This is a genomic window from Rathayibacter sp. VKM Ac-2762, assembly GCF_009866585.1.
Taxonomy (GTDB): domain Bacteria; phylum Actinomycetota; class Actinomycetes; order Actinomycetales; family Microbacteriaceae; genus Rathayibacter.
Genome location: NZ_CP047419.1, coordinates 2,504,910 through 2,524,251, shown reverse-complemented (window position 1 = coordinate 2,524,251; position 19,342 = coordinate 2,504,910). Strand labels below are relative to the sequence as shown.

The window sequence follows — 19,342 nt, the reverse complement described above, 5'->3', positions numbered from 1 at the left end:
CGCCTCCCGCTCGGTCCCGGCGGAGGCGCCGGACGGCCCGCGCATCCGCGTCGCGTGTCCCTCGTCCTGGGACGGGGCCGGTGGCGCGGGCCCGGTCGCACTCCGCCGACCGTCGCTTAGGCTCTCTCGAATGAGCACCACCACGTCCGCCGACCGCTCCGCCCGCGGCAGGCCGCGCCGCCGTCGCGGCCTCTGGATCACGCTGATCGTCCTCCTGGTCCTGCTGATCGGCGCCGTCGTCGCGGTGCTCCTCGGCGTGCGCACCTACGACAAGGCGATGACCGTCCGCGACAAGCTGACCGAGGCGATCCCGCTGGTGTCGCAGGTGACGGACAGGCTGACGACGTTCGACACCTCCGGTGCGGAGGAGACCGCGGGCCGGATCGCGACCCTCACCGGCGAGGCGCGCGACGAGACCGAGGACCCGGTGTGGCGGGTGATGGAGGTGGTGCCCGTCCTCGGGCCGAACCTGTCCGCGGTCCGCGCCGCGACCGAGATCGCCGACGACGTCTCCGGCCGGATCGTCACGCCGCTCTCCACGACCTCGCTCGACATCCTCAAGCCCGTCGACGGCAGGGTCGACCTCGCGGCGATCACCGAGCTCTCGCAGAAGATCACCGTCGCCAAGGAGGTCGTCGACGCGGCGCAGACCCGCGTCGAGGGCATCGACCGCGGCCCGCTGGTGCCGCAGGTCGCCTCGGCCCTCGACTCCTTCACTCCGCAGCTGGCCACCGCGACCGCGGCGATGGAGCAGGTCGAGCCGCTCACCGCGATCCTCCCCGACTCCCTCGGAGCGTCCGGTCCGCGCCACTACCTGGTGATGTTCCAGAACCTGGCGGAGTCGCAGGCTCTGGGCGGCGGCGCGTCGTCGGTGATGCAGCTCGACGTCGACGGCGGCGCGATCTCGATCGGCCGTCAGCTGGGCAGCGGCGACTTCCGCGGTCTGGCGCCCGTCACCGTCGACCAGAGCGCGCTCGACACCATCGGCGAGAACATGGCGACGACCTTCAACGTCTCGACCAGCCGCCCCGACTTCCCGACGGCCGCCTCGATCGCCTCCCAGTTCTGGGCGCAGAAGTTCCCCGAGCAGAGGATCGACGGCGTCCTCGCGATCGACCCCGTCGCCCTCTCCTACCTCCTCGGCTCGACCGGGCCGGTGACCCTCACCGACGGCACGGTCCTCACGAGCGAGAACACCGTCTCGACCCTGCTCAACGAGGTCTACTTCCGCTACCCGGAGTCGGTCGTGGCCGAGCGCACCGACGAGTTCTTCTCGGAGGCGAGCGCGACGGTCCTGGGGAAGATCCTCGGCGGGGAGATGGAGCCGACGAAGATGCTCCCGGCGATCGTGAAGGCGGTCGACGAGAGCCGCATCCTCGCCTACAGCTCCGACGCCGACGAGCAGGCGCTCCTCGCGCCCACGCCGATCGCGGGGGTCCTGCCGCAGACGACGACCGACGGCACGACCACCGGAGTGTTCTTCCAGGACGCCTCGGGCGGCTCGAAGATGGACTACTACCTGAGCACGGCGGTCACGCAGTCGAGCGCGGGCCGGTGCGCCGCCTCCGGCGCGGTCTTCACCACCTCCGTCACCGTGACCAACACGATCTCGAAGGCGGTCGCTCGGACGCTGCCCGGCTACGTCGCCGCGGCCGGCGGGCGCGGTGCGTACCCTCTGGGCGACTTCGTCACCAACATCTACGTCTACGGCCCTCCCGGGACCACGGTGTCGAGCGCGGCCTGGGCCGACGGCACCGGCTACGGACCCGAGAGCCTCGACGACCTCGGCCGTCCCGTCTCGAAGGTGGCCGTGCAGCTCTCGCCCGGCCAGTCCGAGACGTTCGACGTGCAGTTCAGCGCCGGCGACGCCTCCGGCTTCGGCGACCAGACCGTGCGGGTGACCCCGATGATCAACCCCACCGCGGTGACGCTGAACGACGAGCCCGCCTGCGGCTGACCGCGCGATCGCGCCCCGAGCACGCCGACCGCTGACGCGCCCCCGGGTCGGTGCTGGACCAGCGCCGCCCGCCCGACCGCTGACGCGCCCCCGGGTCGGTGCTGGACAAGCGCCGACCGCTCCGACCGCTGACGCGCCCCCCGGGTAAGTGCTAGACCAGCGCCGAACCGGGGATCGAGCTCGTCACGAGCGAGGAGGCGAGGAACGCGGTGGCGATGCAGAGCACGAACCCGATGACCGGCACGAGGAACGCGCGTCGGCCCACGAGGTAGCGCACGACCGTCACGACCACGGCGATCAGCGTCAGCGCGGGCGGCCCGATCAGCGCGATCGAGACGCCCCAGTCGATCCGGTCGAAGTCGCAGGCGAAGTTCTGGCCCTCGCACTGCGCGGGGAAGACCGAGAGGATCGCGGCGAGGTAGCCGAGCACGATCGTGAGCAGGCCGAGGGCGAGGCAGCCGAGGATCGAGAGCACGAGGTCCCAGCGGCGCCGGCGCGGCTTCCCTGCGGCGATGATCTCGCCCACCGAGCGGTAGGCGTCGGACCGGAACTCGTCGTGCGCGGCTCCGGGACGGGCGGTCGCAGGACGGGCGGTCGCAGGGCGTGCCGTCGCGGGTCGGGAGGCGGGGCGGGAGGCGCCGGCCGAGGCGGCCTGGGCCCGCGCGCGCTTCTTCTTCGACGAGGCCATGCTCAGAAGATCATCGGGCGGTCGTCGTCGAGGGTCGTCTCCAGGTCGAGGTCGACCACCACCGGGACGTGGTCGCTCGGGGCGTCGCCCTTGCGCTCGTCGCGGTGGATCGAGGCGCCGGTGACGAGCTCGCCGAACGCGGGGGAGCCGAGCACGAAGTCGATCCGCAGCCCCTCGTTGCGCGGGAAGCGGAGCTGCTTGTAGTCCCAGTAGGTGTAGCCCTCGGGCACGAGCGGGCGGACGACGTCGCGCAGGCCCGCGTCCTCGAAGGCGGCGAAGGCGGCGCGCTCGGGGATCGAGACGTGCGTGGATCCGGGGCCGAGGCTCGGGTCGCCCACGTCGCTGTCGAGCGGCGCGACGTTCCAGTCGCCGACCAGGGCGAGCGGCAGGTCGGGCTCGGCGGCCAGCCACTCGCGGGTGCTCGCCTCGAGGGCCGCGAGCCACTCGAGCTTGTAGAGGTAGTGCGGGTCGTCGACCGCGCGGCCGTTCGGGACGTAGAGGCTCCAGACGCGCACGCCGTCGACCGTCGCGCCGATCGCGCGGGCCTCGAGCGGGTAGGAGCCGTCGGCCGCCGCCTCCTTCGCGAAGCCGGGCATGCCCGGGAAGCCGATCTGCACGTCCTCCATCGGCAGGCGCGAGGCGATGCCGACGCCGTTCCACTGGCTGAGCCCGACCATCTCGACGTGGTACCCGGCGTCGGCGAAGGCCTCGTGCGGGAACTGCTCGGGCTTGCACTTGAGCTCCTGCATGGCGAGGACGTCCACGTCCTCGCGCACGAGCCAGTCGACGACGCGGCCGGTGCGGGCCCGGATGGAGTTCACGTTCCAGGTGGCGATGCGCATCCTGGAAGTGTAGGAGCCGCCGCCGACACGTCTCCTGCGCGTCCTCCGCGCGTCCCGGCGGCCGCGGGCCGGGGGAGTCATCCCCTCGGCGGATTGCGGAACCGGTGTCGGTGGTCGATGGTTGTCTAGCGCCGTCCCGACCGGCCGTTCGTCGTGCCGTCCGGACGCCGCCGCCGCCCGCGCCGTGCGGGCCCGACGGGCTCCCCGGCGCTCCGCGCTCCCCAGCCCGGTCCCCTCCCCTCCCGCTCCTGCTCCGCCCCTCCGGAGGACCCATGATCCTGCTCCGCCTCGCCTCCGCCTACGCGAAGCCCTACGCGCGCTGGGTGGCCGCCGTCGTCGTGCTGCAGCTCGTCGCGACGCTCGCCGCGCTCTACCTGCCGAGCCTCAACGCCGAGATCATCGACCAGGGCATCGGCCGCGGCGACACCGACTTCATCTGGGGAACCGGCATGACCATGCTCGGCGTCTGCGTCGTGCAGGTCGCCGCGGCGATCGGAGCCGTCTACTTCGGCGCCCGCACCGCCATGTCCGTCGGCCGCGACCTGCGCCGCGACGTCTACCGCCGCGTCGACTCGCTCAGCGGGCTCGAGGTCGGCGGCTTCGGCACGGCCACCCTGATCACCCGCGGCACGAACGACGTGCAGCAGGTGCAGATGCTCGTGCTGATGACCCTCAACTTCATGGTGTCCGCGCCGATCATGTGCGTCGGTGGCATCGTCTTCGCCCTGCGCGAGGACGCCGGCCTCTCCTGGCTGGTCTGGGTGTCGGTGCCGCTGCTGTTCGTCGTGGTCGGCTTCCTGGTGTTCCTGCTGCTGCCGCTGTTCCGCCTCATGCAGGACCGGATCGACGGGATCAACAGCGTGCTCCGCGAGCAGATCACGGGCATCCGCGTGGTGCGCGCCTTCGTGCGCGAGCCGTTCGAGTCCGAGCGGTACCGCAAGGCCAACGCGGCGATCACCGAGGTGTCGATCAAGGTCGGCAACATCTTCGTGCTGATGTTCCCCGCGATCATGATGATCCTGCACCTGGCCACCGCGGCCGTGCTGTGGTTCGGCGGGCAGCGGGTCGACGCCGGTCAGATGCAGGTGGGCTCGCTCACCGCGTTCCTGCAGTACCTCCTCCAGATCCTCACCGCCGTGATGATGGGCGTCTTCATGGTGATGATGATCCCGCGCGCGGTCGTCTGCGCCGAGCGGATCCAGCAGGTGCTCGACGCCCGCACCAGCCTCACCACGCCCCAGGGGGGAGTCCCGACGCCCGCGCGCGGCCGCGTCGAGTTCTCCGGGGTCGTCTTCGGCTACCCGGGGGCCGAGCGCCCCGTGCTCTCGGGCATCGACATCGTCGCGGAGCCGGGCCGCACCACGGCCGTCGTCGGCTCCACCGGCGCCGGCAAGACCACCCTGCTCGGCCTCGTGCCGCGCCTGTTCGACCCGCAGGAGGGCACCGTCACGATCGACGGCGTGCCCGTCTCCTCCCTCGACCGGGCGCAGCTCGCCGAGGTGATCGGGCTCGTGCCCCAGCGCCCCTACCTCTTCTCGGGGACGATCGCCTCGAACCTGCGCTTCGGCCGCCCCGACGCGACGGACGCCGAGCTGTGGGAGGCGCTGCGCATCGCACAGGGCGAGGACTTCGTGCGGAGCAAGGAGCACGGGCTCGACGAGCCGGTCTCGCAGGGCGGCACCAACGTCTCCGGCGGGCAGCGCCAGCGGCTCTGCATCGCGCGGGCCCTCGTCGCGAAGCCGCGGGTCTACCTGTTCGACGACTCGTTCTCGGCGCTCGACGTCGCGACCGATGCGCGGCTGCGGGAGTCGCTGGCCGACGCCACCACCGACGCGACCGTGATCATCGTGGCCCAGCGGGTGTCGACCATCCGCCACGCCGACCAGATCGTCGTGCTCGACGCGGGCCGCGTCGTCGGCCGCGGCACGCACGACGAGCTCCTCGAGACGAACGCGACCTACCGCGAGATCGTCGAATCCCAGCTGAGCGTCGAAGGAGTGTCCTGAGATGGCGCGCACACGCGACACCACCGCCCCCGAGGAGACGACGTCCCCCGAGCCCGAGTTCGAGCCCGGCGAGGGCGACGGCGGCATGTTCGGGGACGGGCCGCCCGCCCGCAAGGCGCAGAACTTCTGGCCCTCGGCCAAGCGCCTCTTCTCGCTGCTCGGCCCCGAGCGCGCCCGGATGGTCCTCGTGGTCGCCCTGGTCTCGCTGTCGGTCGTCCTCACCGTCATCGCGCCCAAGATCCTCGGGCAGGCGATGGACACGATCTTCAACGGCGTGATCGGCTCGCAGCTCCCCGCCGGCGTCCCGCTCGAGCAGATCATCGAGCAGCAGCGCGCCTCGGGCAACGGCACCTTCGCCGACATGCTGGCCAAGACCGATATCGTGCCCGGCGCGGGCATCGACTTCGTGGTCCTCGGCCGCCTGATCATCATCGTGCTGCTGATGTACGTCGTCGCGTCGGTGCTCATGTGGGCGCAGGGCTACATCCTCAACGGCCTCGTGATGCGGGTGGTCTTCGGCCTCCGCCAGGACATCGAGGCGAAGCTCAACCGCCTCCCGCTGCGCTTCTTCGACACCCGGCAGCGCGGCGACGTGATGTCGCGCGTCACGAACGACGTCGACAACATCCAGACGGCGCTGCAGCAGGCCTTCTCGCAGCTGGTGCAGTCGGTGCTCACCATCATCGGCATCGCCGCGATGATGTTCATCGTCTCGTGGCAGCTCGCGCTGATCGCGCTGATCTCGATCCCGCTCTCGGGCGTGATCGCAGGCGTGATCGGCGCCCGCTCCCAGAAGCTCTTCGCCGCCCAGTGGAAGAACACGGGCGCGCTCAACGGCCACATCGAGGAGACCTTCTCCGGGCTCGAGATCGTCCGCGCCTTCGGCCGCGACCGCGAGATGCTCGAGGAGTTCGACCGCCGCAACGACAGCCTCTACACCGCCTCGTTCGGCGCCCAGTTCGTCTCGGGCATGATCATGCCCGCGATGACCTTCGTCTCCTACCTCTCCTACGTGCTCATCGCCGTGGTCGGCGGCCTGCGGGTCGCCTCCGGTCAGCTGACGCTCGGCGACGCGACCGCGTTCATCCAGTACTCGCGCGAGTTCACCCAGCCGGTGACCCAGCTGGCGAGCATGGCGAACATGCTGCAGTCCGGCGTCGCCTCGGCCGAGCGCACGTTCGAGCTGCTCGACGCCGAGGAGCAGGAGCCGGAGACGGCGACCGCGTCGCTCCCGCAGCGCACCGACGGCCACGTGGAGTTCGAGGGCGTCTCGTTCTCGTACGACCCGGAGCAGCCGCTGATCGAGGACCTGACCTTCTCGGCGCAGCCCGGGCAGACGGTCGCCATCGTCGGTCCGACCGGGGCGGGGAAGACCACGCTGGTCAACCTGGTCATGCGCTTCTACGAGCTCACCGGAGGGCGCATCCTGCTCGACGGCGTCGACATCACGAGCCTCGCGCGCGGCGATCTGCGCTCGCGCGTGGGCATGGTGCTGCAGGACGCGTGGCTCTTCCAGGGCACCATCCGCGAGAACATCCGCTACGGGCGCCTGGACGCGACCGACGAGGAGATCGTCGACGCGGCGAAGGCCACCATGGTCGACCGCTTCGTGCGCCAGCTGCCCGACGGCTACGACACGGTGCTGGACGCCGACGGCGACAGCGTCTCGGCGGGCGAGCGGCAGCTGATCACGATCGCGCGCGCGTTCCTCGCGAACCCGTCGCTGCTGATCCTCGACGAGGCCACCTCCTCGGTCGACACCCGCACGGAGCTGCTCGTGCAGCACGCGATGAACGCGCTGCGCACCGACCGGACCTCGTTCGTCATCGCGCACCGGCTCTCCACGATCCGCGACGCCGACACCATCCTGGTGATGGAGTCGGGCCGGATCGTCGAGCAGGGCGCGCACGAGGCGCTGCTGAAGCAGCGCGGTGCCTACTACGAGCTCTACATGACGCAGTTCCGCGGAGGAGGCGACGAGGCGGGCGAGCACGCCGCAGCGGGCGCGCTCCCGAGCGGGGGAGGGGTCGCCCCGTAGAGTAGGCGCGTGACCGACGCACGCCAGCAGCTCATCGAGTACATCGGCTCCGACGCCGTCTTCCACGGGGACTTCACCCTCACGAGCGGCAAGAAGGCGTCGTACTACGTCGACCTGCGCCGCGTGAGCCTCGACCACCGCGTCGCGCCGCTGATCGGGCAGGTCATGCTCGACCTCATCGCGCCGATCGAGCGCGTCGACGCGGTCGGCGGCCTCACCATGGGTGCCGACCCGATCGCCGCCGCGATCCTCCACCAGGGCGCCGCCCGCGGTCTCGCCTACGACGCGTTCGTCGTGCGCAAGGAGCCCAAGGACCACGGCCGCGGCCGGCAGGTCGAGGGCCCCGACCTCGAGGGCAAGCGCGTCGTCGTCGTCGAGGACACGTCCACCACCGGCGGCTCGCCGCTGAAGGCGATCGAGGCCCTGCTGAAGGTCGGCGCCGAGATCGCAGGAGTCGCCGTCGTCGTCGACCGTGCGACCGGGGCCCGCGAGATCATCGAGGACGCCGGCTACCCGTACTTCGCCGCGATCGGTCTGGCCGACCTCGGCCTGAGCTGATGGTCGACGAGGGGGGACGCGGCGGGGGCCCGGGAGGCGGCGACCACCCGGAGCCGGAGCGCCGCGGGTCCGAGGGCCGCGAGCCGGAGCCTGCCGGATCGGAGGCCTCCGAGCCGGAGCGTGCCGAGCCGGAGCGTGCCGAGCCGGAGCGTGCCGAGCCGGAGCGACCCGAGCCGGAGCGTCCCGTCGGCAGCAGCGAGTGGCTGTTGCAGCAGCTCAGCGGCGGCCGCCTGAAGAGCATCTTCGACTCGCCCCGCCCCGCCCCTGGCGTGGACGAGTCGCGCGCGGAGCGGACGTCCGGTCCTGCTGAGTCCGCAGCCGACGAGGCCCACGCGTCAGCGGAGGAGCGGAGCGTTGCGAGCGAGTCGGCCTCCTCCGCCGACGCGGCCGGACCGTCGTCGAGCGACAGCGACTCCGACGCGGCGCCGCGCCGTGCCCCTGCCGCTCCGGTCGGCCTGTGGCCGGGGGAGCCCGTGCTGAGTGCGACGCCCGCCGCCGAGGAGGCCGGCGGCGACCTCCCGAACCCCGCGGACGACTCGGCTCGGGTGGAGGAGCAGGACGCCGACGCCGACCGCGGAACGGTCGCGGAGCCGGAGCGCTCCTCCGGCCGCGACGGCGTCCCCGCCGAGGGACGGAGCTCTCCGGGCCCTGACACGGGAGCCCCCGACACGGGAGCCCGCGCCATGGGAGCGCCCGAGACGGGTGCCCGTGAGGCGAGTGCCCGCGAGACGGGTGCCGGTGGGACGACTGCCCGCGACACGAGTGCCTCCGACGCGGACGTGTCCGACGAGGACGCCTTCGACGCGTTCTTCGCTCCCCTCCTCGACGACGATGCCGACGGCTCCGGCTCCGACGCCTCCGCCGATGCCGGCCGCACCGAGGTGCACCGCCGCGGGGCGGACTCCGTGCGCCCGGTCCTGCCGCACACCGACCCTCCCGCCGACCTGCCGACCGCCCCCGCCGGACTGCGAAGCGCGCACCGGCCGGACGACGAGCCCGATGCCGGATCCTCGGCCGACGTCGACCCGGCGGGCCGCTCCGGCGTCCCCTCCCCCGCCGACGGACGCCCGGTCGGCGCCACCCCTCCGACTCCGCGCGAGCCGACTCCGCCCGCCGTCTACGAGTGGCCCGACCCGCGAGGGGACTGGGACCAGCCGCCCGTGTGGGAGCAGGTCGTCGCTCCGCAGGACGAGCCCGACGAGGACGGCGGCGACGAGGAGCTGTGGCGCGAGACCGCCGGCGCCTACTCGTGGAACCTCGAGCCGGCCGCCGAGCCCGCCGACCGCGCCGAGCCCGCGCCCTTCCGCACCGCTCCCGCGGCCGCCCACGTCAACGCCGCTCCGCCGCGGAAGCGCCGCTCCGCCCGGTCCCGACCCGAGAGCCGCGAGCGCGACTCGGCGCCCGCCGGAGCGCCCGCATGGCGCACGCTCAGCCGACGCCGGCTCCTGATCGGCCTGATCGCTGCGGGTGCGGTGATCCTCCTCGCCGGGCTCTTCGCGATCGGCATCGCCGTCGGGAGCGCCGGCGGCCGGGCCGAGCCGCAGGCCGCCCCGGTCGTCAGCGAGACGCCCACGGCGAAGCCGACCCCCTCGCCCACTCCGACCGCGACCCTCCCGACCGTCGGACCGCTGCCCGTCGGCACCTGGGCCTGGAGCGCGCTCCTCGGCGGCGAGTGCGTCGAGCCCTTCGACTCCGTCTGGGCGGAGGAGTTCACCGTCGTGGACTGCGCGGGAGCTCACTCCGCCCAGCTCGTCGCCACCGCGGAGCTGACAGACGCGGTGTTCCCCGGCCAGGACGCCCTGGCCGTCACCGTCTCCTCGCTCTGCCAGGCGCAGGGCGTCGTGGACGTCGCCGCGGCCGAGACCTACGGCGACGTGCAGGTCGCCGGTGCGTTCCCCGTCACCCAGGAGCAGTGGGACGCGGGCGAGCGCAGCTACTACTGCTTCGTCGACCGGGCGGGCGGCGGCGAGCTGACCGGCTCCCTCGCCGGCACCCCCGCGGCCTGACGCGCGCCGTCGCTCGGGCCTCGGAGGACGCCGCCGGGCACCGGCCCGGTGCACCCGGCCGAGCCGCGGAGCGCCCAGTAGGATCGCTCGTCGTGCAGGAGAACGAGGCGACCCCCGCGACCGGACCCACCGCCTCCGTGGAGCTCACCACGAACGGCGTCGGCCCCTGGCAGGGCGAGCGGCCCGAGGACGACCGCCTCGACCCGGAGCTGCTGGAGCGTGGCGACGCGCGCAACGTGGTCGACCGCTTCCGCTACTGGCGGATGGACGCGATCGTCGCGGAGCTCGACCGCACGCGGCACCCGTTCCACGTCGCGATCGAGAACTGGCAGCACGACATGAACATCGGCTCGATCGTCCGCAGCGCCAACGCGTTCGGCGCGGAGGGCGTCCACATCGTCGGCCGGCGGCGGTGGAACAAGCGCGGCGCGATGGTCACCGACCGCTACCAGCACGTCCAGCACCACGAGACGGTGGCCGACCTCGTGCAGTGGGCCGCGGAGGCGGACGTGCCCCTCCTCGCCGTCGACAACGTCCCCGGCTGCGTTCCGCTCGAGACCTACCGGCTCCCCGAGCGCTGCCTCCTGTTGTTCGGGCAGGAGGGACCCGGCCTCTCGGAGGAGGCGATCGCCGCCTCGGAGGCCGTGCTCGAGATCACGCAGTTCGGCTCGACCCGGTCGATCAACGCCTCGGCGGCGGCAGCCGTCGCGATGCACGCCTGGGTGCTGCAGCACGTCCGCTTCTGACCCCCGCGAGCCGCGGTGCCGTGTCGGGAACCGGCGCCCGACCCGCTGCCGGGCCGCCGGGACTCAGACCGCCGAATCCGGCGGGAACTCCGACTCCAGCGGCTCCGACGACAGGAGCTCGTGCACCCCGCTCAGCACCTCGTCCGGGCGGAACGGATAGCGCTCGATCTCGGCCTCGTCGCTGATCCCCGTCAGCACCAGCACGGTGTGCAGGCCCGCCTCGATGCCCGCGACGATGTCGGTGTCCATCCGGTCGCCGATCATCCCGGTGTTCTCGCTGTGTGCGCCGATCTTGTTCATCGCCGAGCGGAACATCATCGGGTTCGGCTTGCCGACGACGTACGGATCCTTGCCCGTCGCCTTCGTGATGAGCGCCGCGATCGCCCCCGTCGCCGGGAGCACGCCCTCGGCGCTCGGCCCCGTCGCATCGGGATTGGTGACGATGAAGCGCGCACCCGCGACGATCAGGCGGATCGCCTTCGTGATCGCCTCGAAGCTGTAATTGCGGGTCTCGCCCACGACCACGTAGTCCGGCGCCGTCTCCGTCATGATGAATCCCGCCTCGTGCAGCGCGGTGGTGATCCCCGCCTCGCCGATCACGAACGCGCTCCCGCCCGGCTTCTGCGACGCGCAGAAGTCCGCCGTCGCCAGAGCGCTCGTCCAGATCCGCTCCTCCGGCACGTGCAGCCCCGACCCGCGCAGCCGCGCCGCCAGATCCCGCGGCGTGAAGATCGAGTTGTTCGTCAGCACCAGGAACGGGGTGCCCGAATCGGTCCACTCCTGGATCAGCTCGGGCGCGCCGGGGAGCGCCTTGTTCTCGTGCACCAGCACGCCGTCCATGTCCGTGAGCCAGGCCTCGACTTCACTGCGGTTCGTCGCCATGGGTCGATGCTATCGGCGGCACCCCCGCGCACGACGGCGACGACCGGCGAACCGCCCGGCTCCCTCCGCTGACGCCCCTGTGGAGGGACGACCGTCGTGCGCCGGACGGCCGGACCCCGGACCCGCACAGCCGCGAGCGGGATAGCCTGGGAGGCATGAGTGGCGAGAACCTGCTGGGCCCCGAACCGACCCTCCTCCCCGACGAGCCCGCGGTCACCGCGGCCCTCGCGAAGCACGCGAACCCGGGAGCCGTCGAATTCGCCGCCCTCGCCGCCGCCCACCCGCGCTCCCCGCTGGCCTGGGCACTCCTCGCCGACAGCGTCTGGGGCATCGACGCCGCCCTCCCCTCCTACGCCTACGCCCGCGTCGGCTACCACCGCGGCCTCGACCTCCTCCGCGGAGCCGGCTGGCGCGGCCAGGGCCCCATCCCCTGGCGCCACGGACCCAACCGCGGATTCCTGCTCTCCCTGTACGCCCTCCGCCGCGCCGCCGACTCCATCCACGAGACCGAGGAGGTCACCCGCCTCACCCAGTTCCTCCAGCAGGCCGATCCGATCGCCATCGAGGAGATCGAGCGGTACCACGAGGACGCGTTACCCCCTACCGCCGCCATCATCATCCTCGGCAACGACTAGGCGGCGCCCGGGTGCGGTTCTGGCGGCGTTGTCGTCGGGCGCCGTAGCGCCGCTACGGCTTCCTCCTCCGCCTTGCCAGAACCGCACCCGGACGCCGCCTAGCCCTGTGCTGGTGGGGTGGGCGCCGTGCCTGCGGCACGAGCGCGGGGCGCCGTGCCTGCGGCACGAGCGGCCGCGGGGGGCTTGAGCGGGGGGCCGTGCCTGCGGCACGAGCCTGGTCCGGGGGGAGTGCGGGGGGCCGTACCTACGGCACGAGCCTGCTCGCGTGGGAGTGCGGGGGCCGTGCCTGCGGCGCGAGCCTGGTCGGGGTGGAGGAGTCGGGCCGTGGTTGCGGCACGAGCGTGGTGCGGGTGCTGGAGGGTCGGGCCGTGCCTTCGGCACGAGCCGCTTCGGGCGCGGGGGTACGGACGTGCGTTCGGCGCGAGGCCGGCCTCGGGTGGCGGGTGATCTAGGCGGCGCGAGAGGGCTGCGGCAGGATGGGGGGATGGACGGCGGGGCGGTGGAGCGGCTTCTCGAAGGGCTTCCGGGAGCGGAGGCGGGGTTCCCGTTCGGGGAGGGGATCCGGGTGTGGAAGGTCGCGGGGAAGGTGTTCGCGCTCGAGTCGGAGCGGTTCGGGCGGCCGGTCGTGAGCGTGAAGGCGCTGCCCGAGAACGTGGTGCACCTGGTCGCGGGGGTCGACGGGATCGAGCCCGGCTACCACCTGAACAAGAAGCACTGGGTCACCGTCGACGCCGGCGGGACCGTGGAGCCCGAGCTGGTGCTCGAGCTCATCGAGGAGTCGCACGCGATCGTGGTCGCGAACCTGCCGAAACGGCTCCGCCTCGCCCTCGACGGCACGGCGTCCGGATCGCTGAACGAGGACGTCTGACAGCGGCCGCGACGCGCAGGGCCCGGACGCGCAGACTCCCGAACCGGCCGAGCCCGGACGCGCTGTGCCCGCGGCCCGACGGAGGGCCGGACGCCTGACGGTGCCCGCCTGCGCAGCGCCTGGACGCGTGGGTGCACAGGACCCGCGAGGGGGCGCCGACGCCTGACGGCGGCTGGACGCGCACCGCCCACGACGTCCAGCGCCCGAGGCCTGCGACGACCCCCGGATGCACGGAATCCCCCGCCGCAGCAGGGGATCCCGGAACGTCTCGCGCGCGGAGCGGCTACAGGCCGTAGGAGCGGAGGTACGCGGCGGTGTCGTGCCAGCCCTCGACGGCGAAGCACTCGACGCCCATCGCCTTGACGGGGTAGTCGTTGCCGTCGGGGTCGAGGCGGTCGCCGACGAAGATCATGTCGTCGAGAGGGATGCCGGTGAGCTCGGTGAGCTTGTTCATCCCGTACGCCTTGTCGATGCCCTTGCGGGTGATATCGACCGACGTCGAGCCGCCGGAGCGCACCTCGAGGTCGGGGAGCACGGCCTGCACGGCCTCGCGGAGGGTGTTCTTCTTCTCGCCGTCCGGGTCCCAGGCCTGCTTGACCTCGACGGGCGCGGACTGGCCGAGGGCCGAGAAGGTGATCTGCGAGTCGCGGTCCTCGAGGATCGGGCCCCAGGTCTCGGACTCCCAGTAGCCGAGCTCCTTCGCCTTCTCCTCGACGGCGGCGAGCGCGCGCGACTTCTCGTCCTCGGTGAGGTTCTCGGCGTAGATCTGCGCCCAGTCGCCGTTCTCGTACCGGTAGTACTGCGTGCCGCAGGTGGGCATGAGGTGCAGCTTCGCGAGCACCTCGGGGTCGGCGCCCTCGAGGCGGTCGAGCACCTGCATCCGGAACTGGCCGATCTGGCCGCCCGAGATGATGCACACCTCGGTGGCCTGGAGCAGCTTCACGAAGAGGTCGGCCATCGCCGGGTCGACGGGGGACTTCGAGGCGGCGAGGGTGTCGTCGAGGTCGAAGGCCATCAGGCGGGGCAGGGTGCTCATGGAACTCGTTTCACGGTCTGCGGACGGGGCGGTAACGAGGATACGGGGCGCCGCCGGAACGCGCTCGCGGTCGGCGCGAGCGGGCTCCGAGCGCAGACTGGGGGCATGACCGCCGCCACAGCGACCGACGGAGGACGCCGCTCCCTCCCGCGCACTCTCGCCCGCATCCTCCTGGGCCTGCTGCTCGTCACGGCCGGCACGGCGCACCTGACGGTCGCGCGTCAGGCCTTCCAGGCGCAGGTCCCGCCGTGGCTGCCGGCCGACCCGGACCTGGTGGTCGTCGCGTCGGGCGTCGTCGAGATCGCGCTCGGGCTCGCGCTCGTCGTGCTCGTGCGGTGGCGCGTGATCGTGGGAGTCGTGGTGGCCGCGTTCTTCGTCGCGGTCTTCCCGGGGAACATCTCGCAGCTGGTGACGCGGACGCCGGCGTTCGGCCTCGAGACGGACGCGGCGCGCGCGGTGCGGCTCGTCTTCCAGCCCCTGCTGGTGGTCTGGGCGCTCTGGTCGACCGGGGCGTTCTCGGCCTGGCGGGCCCGCCGGTCGCGACGCCGCGGGGACTGAGCCGCCGGTCCGCGGCCCGATCGTCCCGCGATCCTCCGGAACGACGAACGACGAACGGCGGCCGGCGGGAGACCCCGCCGACCGCCGCCCGTGCCCTGCTCGGCTAGGCCGCGAGGCGGCGTCGCGCGACGACCAGCGCGAGACCCGACAGCAGCAGCACGAGGGCTCCGCCGATCAGGCCGGCCGCGTCGGCGCCGGTGTTCGCGAGCGAGCCCGGGCCGGAGCCTCCCGCGACGGGGGCCGCCGTGGTGGTGGGGTGCGGCGACGGAGCGGTGGTGGGCTGCTCCGTCGGGGTGCCGGGCTCGGTCGGCGCCGGGGTGACCGGGACCTCGGCGGCGGGCTCCGTCGTCAGCGACCAGTTGGGGTCGTAGAAGTCGGCCTGGTCGATCACGCCGCGGGCGGTCGACCAGTCGATGAGGAGCTGGCGGATCTCGAGACGCTCGTCGTAGACGAGCGGTGCCTGCGCGACGGCGGGGTAGGCGCCTCCGCCGCTCTGGCGGTAGTTGTTGACCGCCATCACGAAGCGCTCGTCGTCGGCGACGGGGGTGCCGTCGGCGTGGGCGAGACCGCGGATCCGCGAGCCGGCGGGCTGGGAGACGTCGATCACGTAGTCCAGGCCCGAGATCGCGTCGTAGTTGTAGTCCGGGATGCCGTCGGGGCGGTCCTCGGTCGTCGCGTTGGTGCCGGTCTCGGGGTCGAACGCGGCGCCCTCGGCGGTCTGCACGAAGTAGCGGGCCGAGAACTCGAGGTAGTCGCGCACCTCGGCTCCGGTCAGCTCCACTCCGCGGAGGGTGTTCTCGTAGATGTACAGGCCCGCGATGTCGCGGATGCTGACCTGCCCCTTCGGGAAGACGGCGGTGCGCGAGAACGGCGACGCCTGGGAGATCACCGGCAGGTCGGCCCACTCGGTGCCCTCGAGCGCCGTCTCGACGGTCTCGGCCTGGACGGTGTTGATGAAGTCGATGATCGGGGTGTCCTCGTAGCGCGAGGTCGCGGCCGAGAGCTCCTCGACCGAGTCGGCGACGGGGGTGTTCACGTACTCGATCGTGGCGGCGTGCTGCTCGGCGAGGGCGTCGACCAGTGCGGGCGACTCCTCGGCGATGTCCTTCGCGTAGACGGGCTGCGTGACGGGTGCGTTCCCGGCCGACCAGTCGACCTCGAGGCCGCCCGCGGCGTCCGGCACCAGGTTCAGGGTGACCTCGGTGAGGCCCTGCGCCCAGAACTCGGGCTGGGTGACCAGCACCTGCTCGCCGGCGACGTTGGTGAACAGCGTCTGCGGCAGGTCCTTGTGGCTGTGGCCGGCGACGACCACGTCGATCCCGGGGACCTGCGTCGCGATGTTGTTGACGACGTCCTCGTTGAGGTCGGCGGCGTCGTACTCGGCGTCCGGCACCGTGCCCTGGCCGGTGTGCGCGAGGACGACGACCACGTCGGCCTGCTCCTGCACGATCGGGACCCACTGCTTCGCGGCGGCGACCATGTCCTGGAACTCGAGGACGCCGTCGACGTGCTGCTTGTCCCAGACCCGGACGCCGGGCGTGACGAGGCCGAGGACGCCGACGGTGACCGTCTTCCCGTCGATCTCGCGCTCGATCAGCGTGTAGGGGTCGTGGTACGGCTTGCCGGTGGCGACGTCGACGACGTTCGCGCCCAGCAGCGGGGCGTTCAGGTCGCCCTCGTACGCGCTGAGCATGTCGAGCCCGTAGTTGTACTCGTGGTTGCCGACGACCTGCGCGTCGTAGCCGATGGTGTTGAACGCGGTGGCCATCGGGTGCGTCGTCTCGCCGGAGAGGACGCCCGCGGCGCCGTCGCCGAGGCCGTAGTAGTAGGTGAGCGGCGTGCCCTGGATCGCGTCGCCGTTGTCCATGACGAGCACGGACTCCTCGCCCTTCTCGGCGCGGAGGCGGTCGACCTCGGTCGCGACGCGGGTGAGGCCGAGCGCACCGTCGGCCGGGTACGGCGCGTTCGCGAAGTAGTCCCAGTCGTAGACGTGCCCGTGCGTGTCGGTCGTCGACACCAGGGTGAGCTCGACGCCGTCGTCGAGAGGGGCGGCCGAGGCGATCGGAGCGGCGGTGGCGGCTCCGAGTGCGACGACGGCGAGGAGGCTTGCGGCGCGGAGTCTGCGCATCGTGGTCCTGTTCGCGTGATGAGTGGAGTGTGAACGTCCTCGAATCTATGCGCCGCGTGTGAACTGCGCATGACGGGATCGAGAGCATTGCTCGGCGATGCGTCGGCGGTGCCGGCCCGGAGCCGGGGGAGTCCGCGGTGCCGCCCCCGCGCGCTGGAGCCGTCCTCCGGCCCCTCCGCTAGAATCGAGCGGCTGGTCGCGCGGAGGCGGCACGACTGCCGCGCCGCACCCGCCCACCCCCGCCCCTCCCGTCGAGAAGGACACGCCATGCCAGCAATCGTCATCACCGGCGCCCAGTGGGGCGACGAGGGCAAGGGACGCGCCACCGACCTCCTCGGCAGCCGCGTCGACTACGTCGTGAAGTTCAACGGCGGCAACAACGCCGGGCACACCGTCGTGGTGGGCGACGAGAAGTACGCCCTGCACCTGCTCCCCTCCGGCATTCTCACCCCGGGCGTCGTCCCGGTCATCGCGAACGGCGTCGTCGTCGACATCGAGGTGCTGTTCCACGAGCTCGAGGCGCTGAGCGCGCGCGGGGTCGACGTGTCGAAGCTGCTCGTCAGCGCCAACGCGCACGTCATCACCAGCTACCACCGCACCCTCGACAAGGTGACGGAGCGCTTCCTCGGCAAGCGCCAGATCGGCACCACCGGCCGCGGCATCGGCCCGGCGTACGCCGACAAGATCAACCGCGTCGGCATCCGCATCCAGGACCTCTTCGACGAGAACATCCTCCGCCAGAAGGTCGAGGGCGCCCTCGACCAGAAGAACCACCTGCTGGTGAAGGTCTACAACCGCCGCGCGATCCTGGTCGAGCAGGTGCTGGAGGACCTGCTGCAGTACACCGAGCGCCTCCGCCCGATGGTCGCCGACACGTCGCTCGTCCTCTCGCAGGCGCTCGACGCCGGCAGGACGGTGCTGTTCGAGGCCGGCCAGGCCACGATGCTCGACGTCGACCACGGCACCTACCCGTTCGTCACCTCTTCCAACGCGACCTCGGGAGGAGCGGCCACCGGCTCCGGAGTCGCGCCGAACCGCATCGACCGCGTCATCGCGGTCATCAAGGCGTACACGACCCGCGTCGGCGCCGGACCGTTCCCGACCGAGCTCTTCGACGAGTGGGGCGAGTACCTCCGCCGGCAGGGCTTCGAGTTCGGCACCACGACCGGCCGCCCGCGCCGCTGCGGCTGGTACGACGCCCCGATCGCCCGCTACTCGGCGCGGATCAACGGGGTCACCGACTTCGTCCTCACCAAGCTCGACGTGCTCTCGGGCCTCGAGACCATCCCCGTCTGCGTCGCCTACGACGTCGACGGCGTGCGCCACGACGAGGTCCCGGTCTCGCAGAGCGACTTCCACCACGCGAAGCCGATCTACGAGGAGTTCCCCGGCTGGCAGGAGGACATCTCCGGCTGCCGCGAGTTCTCGGACCTGCCGCAGACCGCGCAGGACTACGTGCGCGCGCTCGAGGCGATGAGCGGTGCCCGGTTCTCGGCGATCGGCGTCGGGCCGGAGCGCGAGCAGGTCGTCGTGCTGCACGACCTGCTCGACTAGAAGCGGCGAGGAGCCGGGCCGGGCAGACCTCTCGGAGGCGGCCGACGTGGTCACAACGGAGGAAGAACGTCGGGGACCTCGCGGAGTGACGCGGATCCCGGGCCCTCTCGACGAATTCTTCCTCCGGTGTGGACACGACCGCCGCCGAGCGCGCCGGATAATCGGCGCATGCAGATCTACGCCGACCTCCCGGCCGTCCGCGCGCGGCAGATCCTGGCCGACGCCCTCGCTCTCGGCGTGGCCGTCGTGGCGATCGCCGCGGGGATCGCGGTCGGCTCGCTGATCGCCGGCCTGGCCGAGATCGGCCGTCGGCTCGAGAGCGCCGGCAGCGGCTTCGGCTCGACCATGAGCGACGCCGGGACCACCCTCGGCGGCATCCCCCTGCTCGGCGACGCCGTGCGCGCGCCGTTCGACGAGGCGAGCGGGGCCGGCTCCGTGCTGGCCGCCGCCGGACGCGACCAGCAGCAGCTCGCGAGCGCCCTGGCCGTGGTCGCCGGGCTCGCCGTCGGGGGCCTCCCGCTCCTGCTCCTGGCCGTGCTCTGGCTCCGGCCCCGGCTCCGCTTCGCCCGCCGGACCGCCGAGCTGCGCGCCCTCGGCTCGACCGTCGGCGGCACCGAGCTGCTGGCCCTGCGCGCGCTCACCCAGGCGTCCCCCCGCGACATCCTCGCCGCGCACCCGGACGCCGCCGCGGGCTGGCGGACCGGCGACCCCGCCGTCACCGCCGCGTTGGCGGCCCTCGCCCTCCGCCGGGCGGGACTCCGGCCCCGCTGACCCCGCAGGACCACCGCGGGTCCGCCGGAGGGATGACGCCGCGAGCCACTGCGGACGACGCCGGCGACA

At 72.6% G+C, this 19,342-nt stretch carries 16 protein-coding genes; 11 read left to right on the top strand and 5 right to left on the bottom strand.

What is annotated here, in order from left to right; genetic code table 11:
- Positions 1–130: 130 nt before the first annotated feature.
- Positions 131–1,957, top strand: coding sequence for a DUF4012 domain-containing protein (locus tag GTU71_RS11885; protein WP_104222808.1), 1,827 nt, complete (start codon positions 131–133; stop codon positions 1,955–1,957).
- A 151-nt stretch (positions 1,958–2,108) separates the two neighbouring features.
- Here GTU71_RS11885 and GTU71_RS11880 read toward each other — a convergent pair whose 3' ends face one another.
- Both GTU71_RS11880 and GTU71_RS11875 read right to left on the bottom strand, forming a co-directional pair.
- Positions 2,109–2,645, bottom strand: a complete 537-nt coding sequence (locus GTU71_RS11880; RefSeq protein WP_159940214.1) for a hypothetical protein — start codon at positions 2,643–2,645, stop codon at positions 2,109–2,111.
- 2 nt (positions 2,646–2,647) lie between these two features.
- Complete coding sequence (locus GTU71_RS11875) at positions 2,648–3,487, bottom strand: exodeoxyribonuclease III (RefSeq protein ID WP_104295563.1); 840 nt, start codon at positions 3,485–3,487, stop codon at positions 2,648–2,650.
- A gap of 272 nt (positions 3,488–3,759) precedes the next feature.
- Between GTU71_RS11875 and GTU71_RS11870 the strand changes: the two genes are divergently transcribed.
- From GTU71_RS11870 to GTU71_RS16485, 5 genes are all read left to right on the top strand, one after another.
- The gene (locus GTU71_RS11870; protein ID WP_104247972.1) at positions 3,760–5,493 is read left to right on the top strand and encodes an ABC transporter ATP-binding protein; all 1,734 of its coding nucleotides are present in this window, start codon (positions 3,760–3,762) and stop codon (positions 5,491–5,493) included.
- Position 5,494: 1 nt separating this feature from the next.
- Positions 5,495–7,531 (top strand): ABC transporter ATP-binding protein, encoded by a 2,037-nt coding sequence (locus GTU71_RS11865; protein ID WP_159940212.1) that lies wholly within the window; start codon positions 5,495–5,497, stop codon positions 7,529–7,531.
- A 9-nt stretch (positions 7,532–7,540) separates the two neighbouring features.
- Positions 7,541–8,089 (top strand): orotate phosphoribosyltransferase, encoded by a 549-nt coding sequence (gene pyrE / locus GTU71_RS11860; RefSeq protein WP_104222804.1) that lies wholly within the window; start codon positions 7,541–7,543, stop codon positions 8,087–8,089.
- 206 nt (positions 8,090–8,295) lie between these two features.
- Positions 8,296–10,095 carry a hypothetical protein gene (locus GTU71_RS16490; protein ID WP_244230714.1) on the top strand — a complete coding sequence of 600 codons (1,800 nt, stop codon included), beginning with the start codon at positions 8,296–8,298 and terminating at the stop codon, positions 10,093–10,095.
- Positions 10,096–10,232: 137 nt separating this feature from the next.
- Positions 10,233–10,841, top strand: a complete 609-nt coding sequence (locus GTU71_RS16485; RefSeq protein WP_104314963.1) for a TrmH family RNA methyltransferase — start codon at positions 10,233–10,235, stop codon at positions 10,839–10,841.
- Between the two features lie 63 nt (positions 10,842–10,904).
- On the opposite strand, the gene GTU71_RS11850 is transcribed toward GTU71_RS16485, so the two are convergent.
- Entirely contained in the window at positions 10,905–11,723 is an 819-nt protein-coding gene (locus tag GTU71_RS11850) for an HAD-IIA family hydrolase (RefSeq protein ID WP_104225721.1), read from the bottom strand.
- Positions 11,724–11,878: 155 nt separating this feature from the next.
- Here GTU71_RS11850 and GTU71_RS11845 point away from each other — a divergent pair, with 155 nt between their 5' ends.
- Together GTU71_RS11845 and GTU71_RS11840 are read left to right on the top strand one after the other, a co-directional pair.
- Positions 11,879–12,358 (top strand): DUF3151 domain-containing protein, encoded by a 480-nt coding sequence (locus GTU71_RS11845; protein WP_159940210.1) that lies wholly within the window; start codon positions 11,879–11,881, stop codon positions 12,356–12,358.
- 484 nt (positions 12,359–12,842) lie between these two features.
- Entirely contained in the window at positions 12,843–13,226 is a 384-nt protein-coding gene (locus GTU71_RS11840) for an MmcQ/YjbR family DNA-binding protein (protein WP_104258040.1), read from the top strand.
- A 283-nt stretch (positions 13,227–13,509) separates the two neighbouring features.
- Here the strand turns inward: GTU71_RS11840 and GTU71_RS11835 are convergent, their stop codons facing one another.
- A complete protein-coding gene (locus tag GTU71_RS11835; protein ID WP_104222786.1) occupies positions 13,510–14,262 on the bottom strand; it encodes an HAD-IIB family hydrolase in 753 nt (250 codons plus the stop codon).
- A 105-nt stretch (positions 14,263–14,367) separates the two neighbouring features.
- On the opposite strand from GTU71_RS11835, the gene GTU71_RS11830 reads away from it, so the two are divergent.
- Positions 14,368–14,820 (top strand): hypothetical protein, encoded by a 453-nt coding sequence (locus GTU71_RS11830; RefSeq protein ID WP_104247486.1) that lies wholly within the window; start codon positions 14,368–14,370, stop codon positions 14,818–14,820.
- 103 nt (positions 14,821–14,923) lie between these two features.
- On the opposite strand, the gene GTU71_RS11825 is transcribed toward GTU71_RS11830, so the two are convergent.
- Positions 14,924–16,948 (bottom strand): 5'-nucleotidase C-terminal domain-containing protein, encoded by a 2,025-nt coding sequence (locus GTU71_RS11825; protein ID WP_159940208.1) that lies wholly within the window; start codon positions 16,946–16,948, stop codon positions 14,924–14,926.
- A gap of 267 nt (positions 16,949–17,215) precedes the next feature.
- Between GTU71_RS11825 and GTU71_RS11820 the strand changes: the two genes are divergently transcribed.
- Positions 17,216–18,502, top strand: coding sequence for an adenylosuccinate synthase (locus GTU71_RS11820; protein ID WP_104222783.1), 1,287 nt, complete (start codon positions 17,216–17,218; stop codon positions 18,500–18,502).
- A gap of 168 nt (positions 18,503–18,670) precedes the next feature.
- The gene (locus tag GTU71_RS11815) at positions 18,671–19,273 is read left to right on the top strand and encodes a hypothetical protein (protein ID WP_104353050.1); all 603 of its coding nucleotides are present in this window, start codon (positions 18,671–18,673) and stop codon (positions 19,271–19,273) included.
- Positions 19,274–19,342 lie beyond the last annotated feature (69 nt).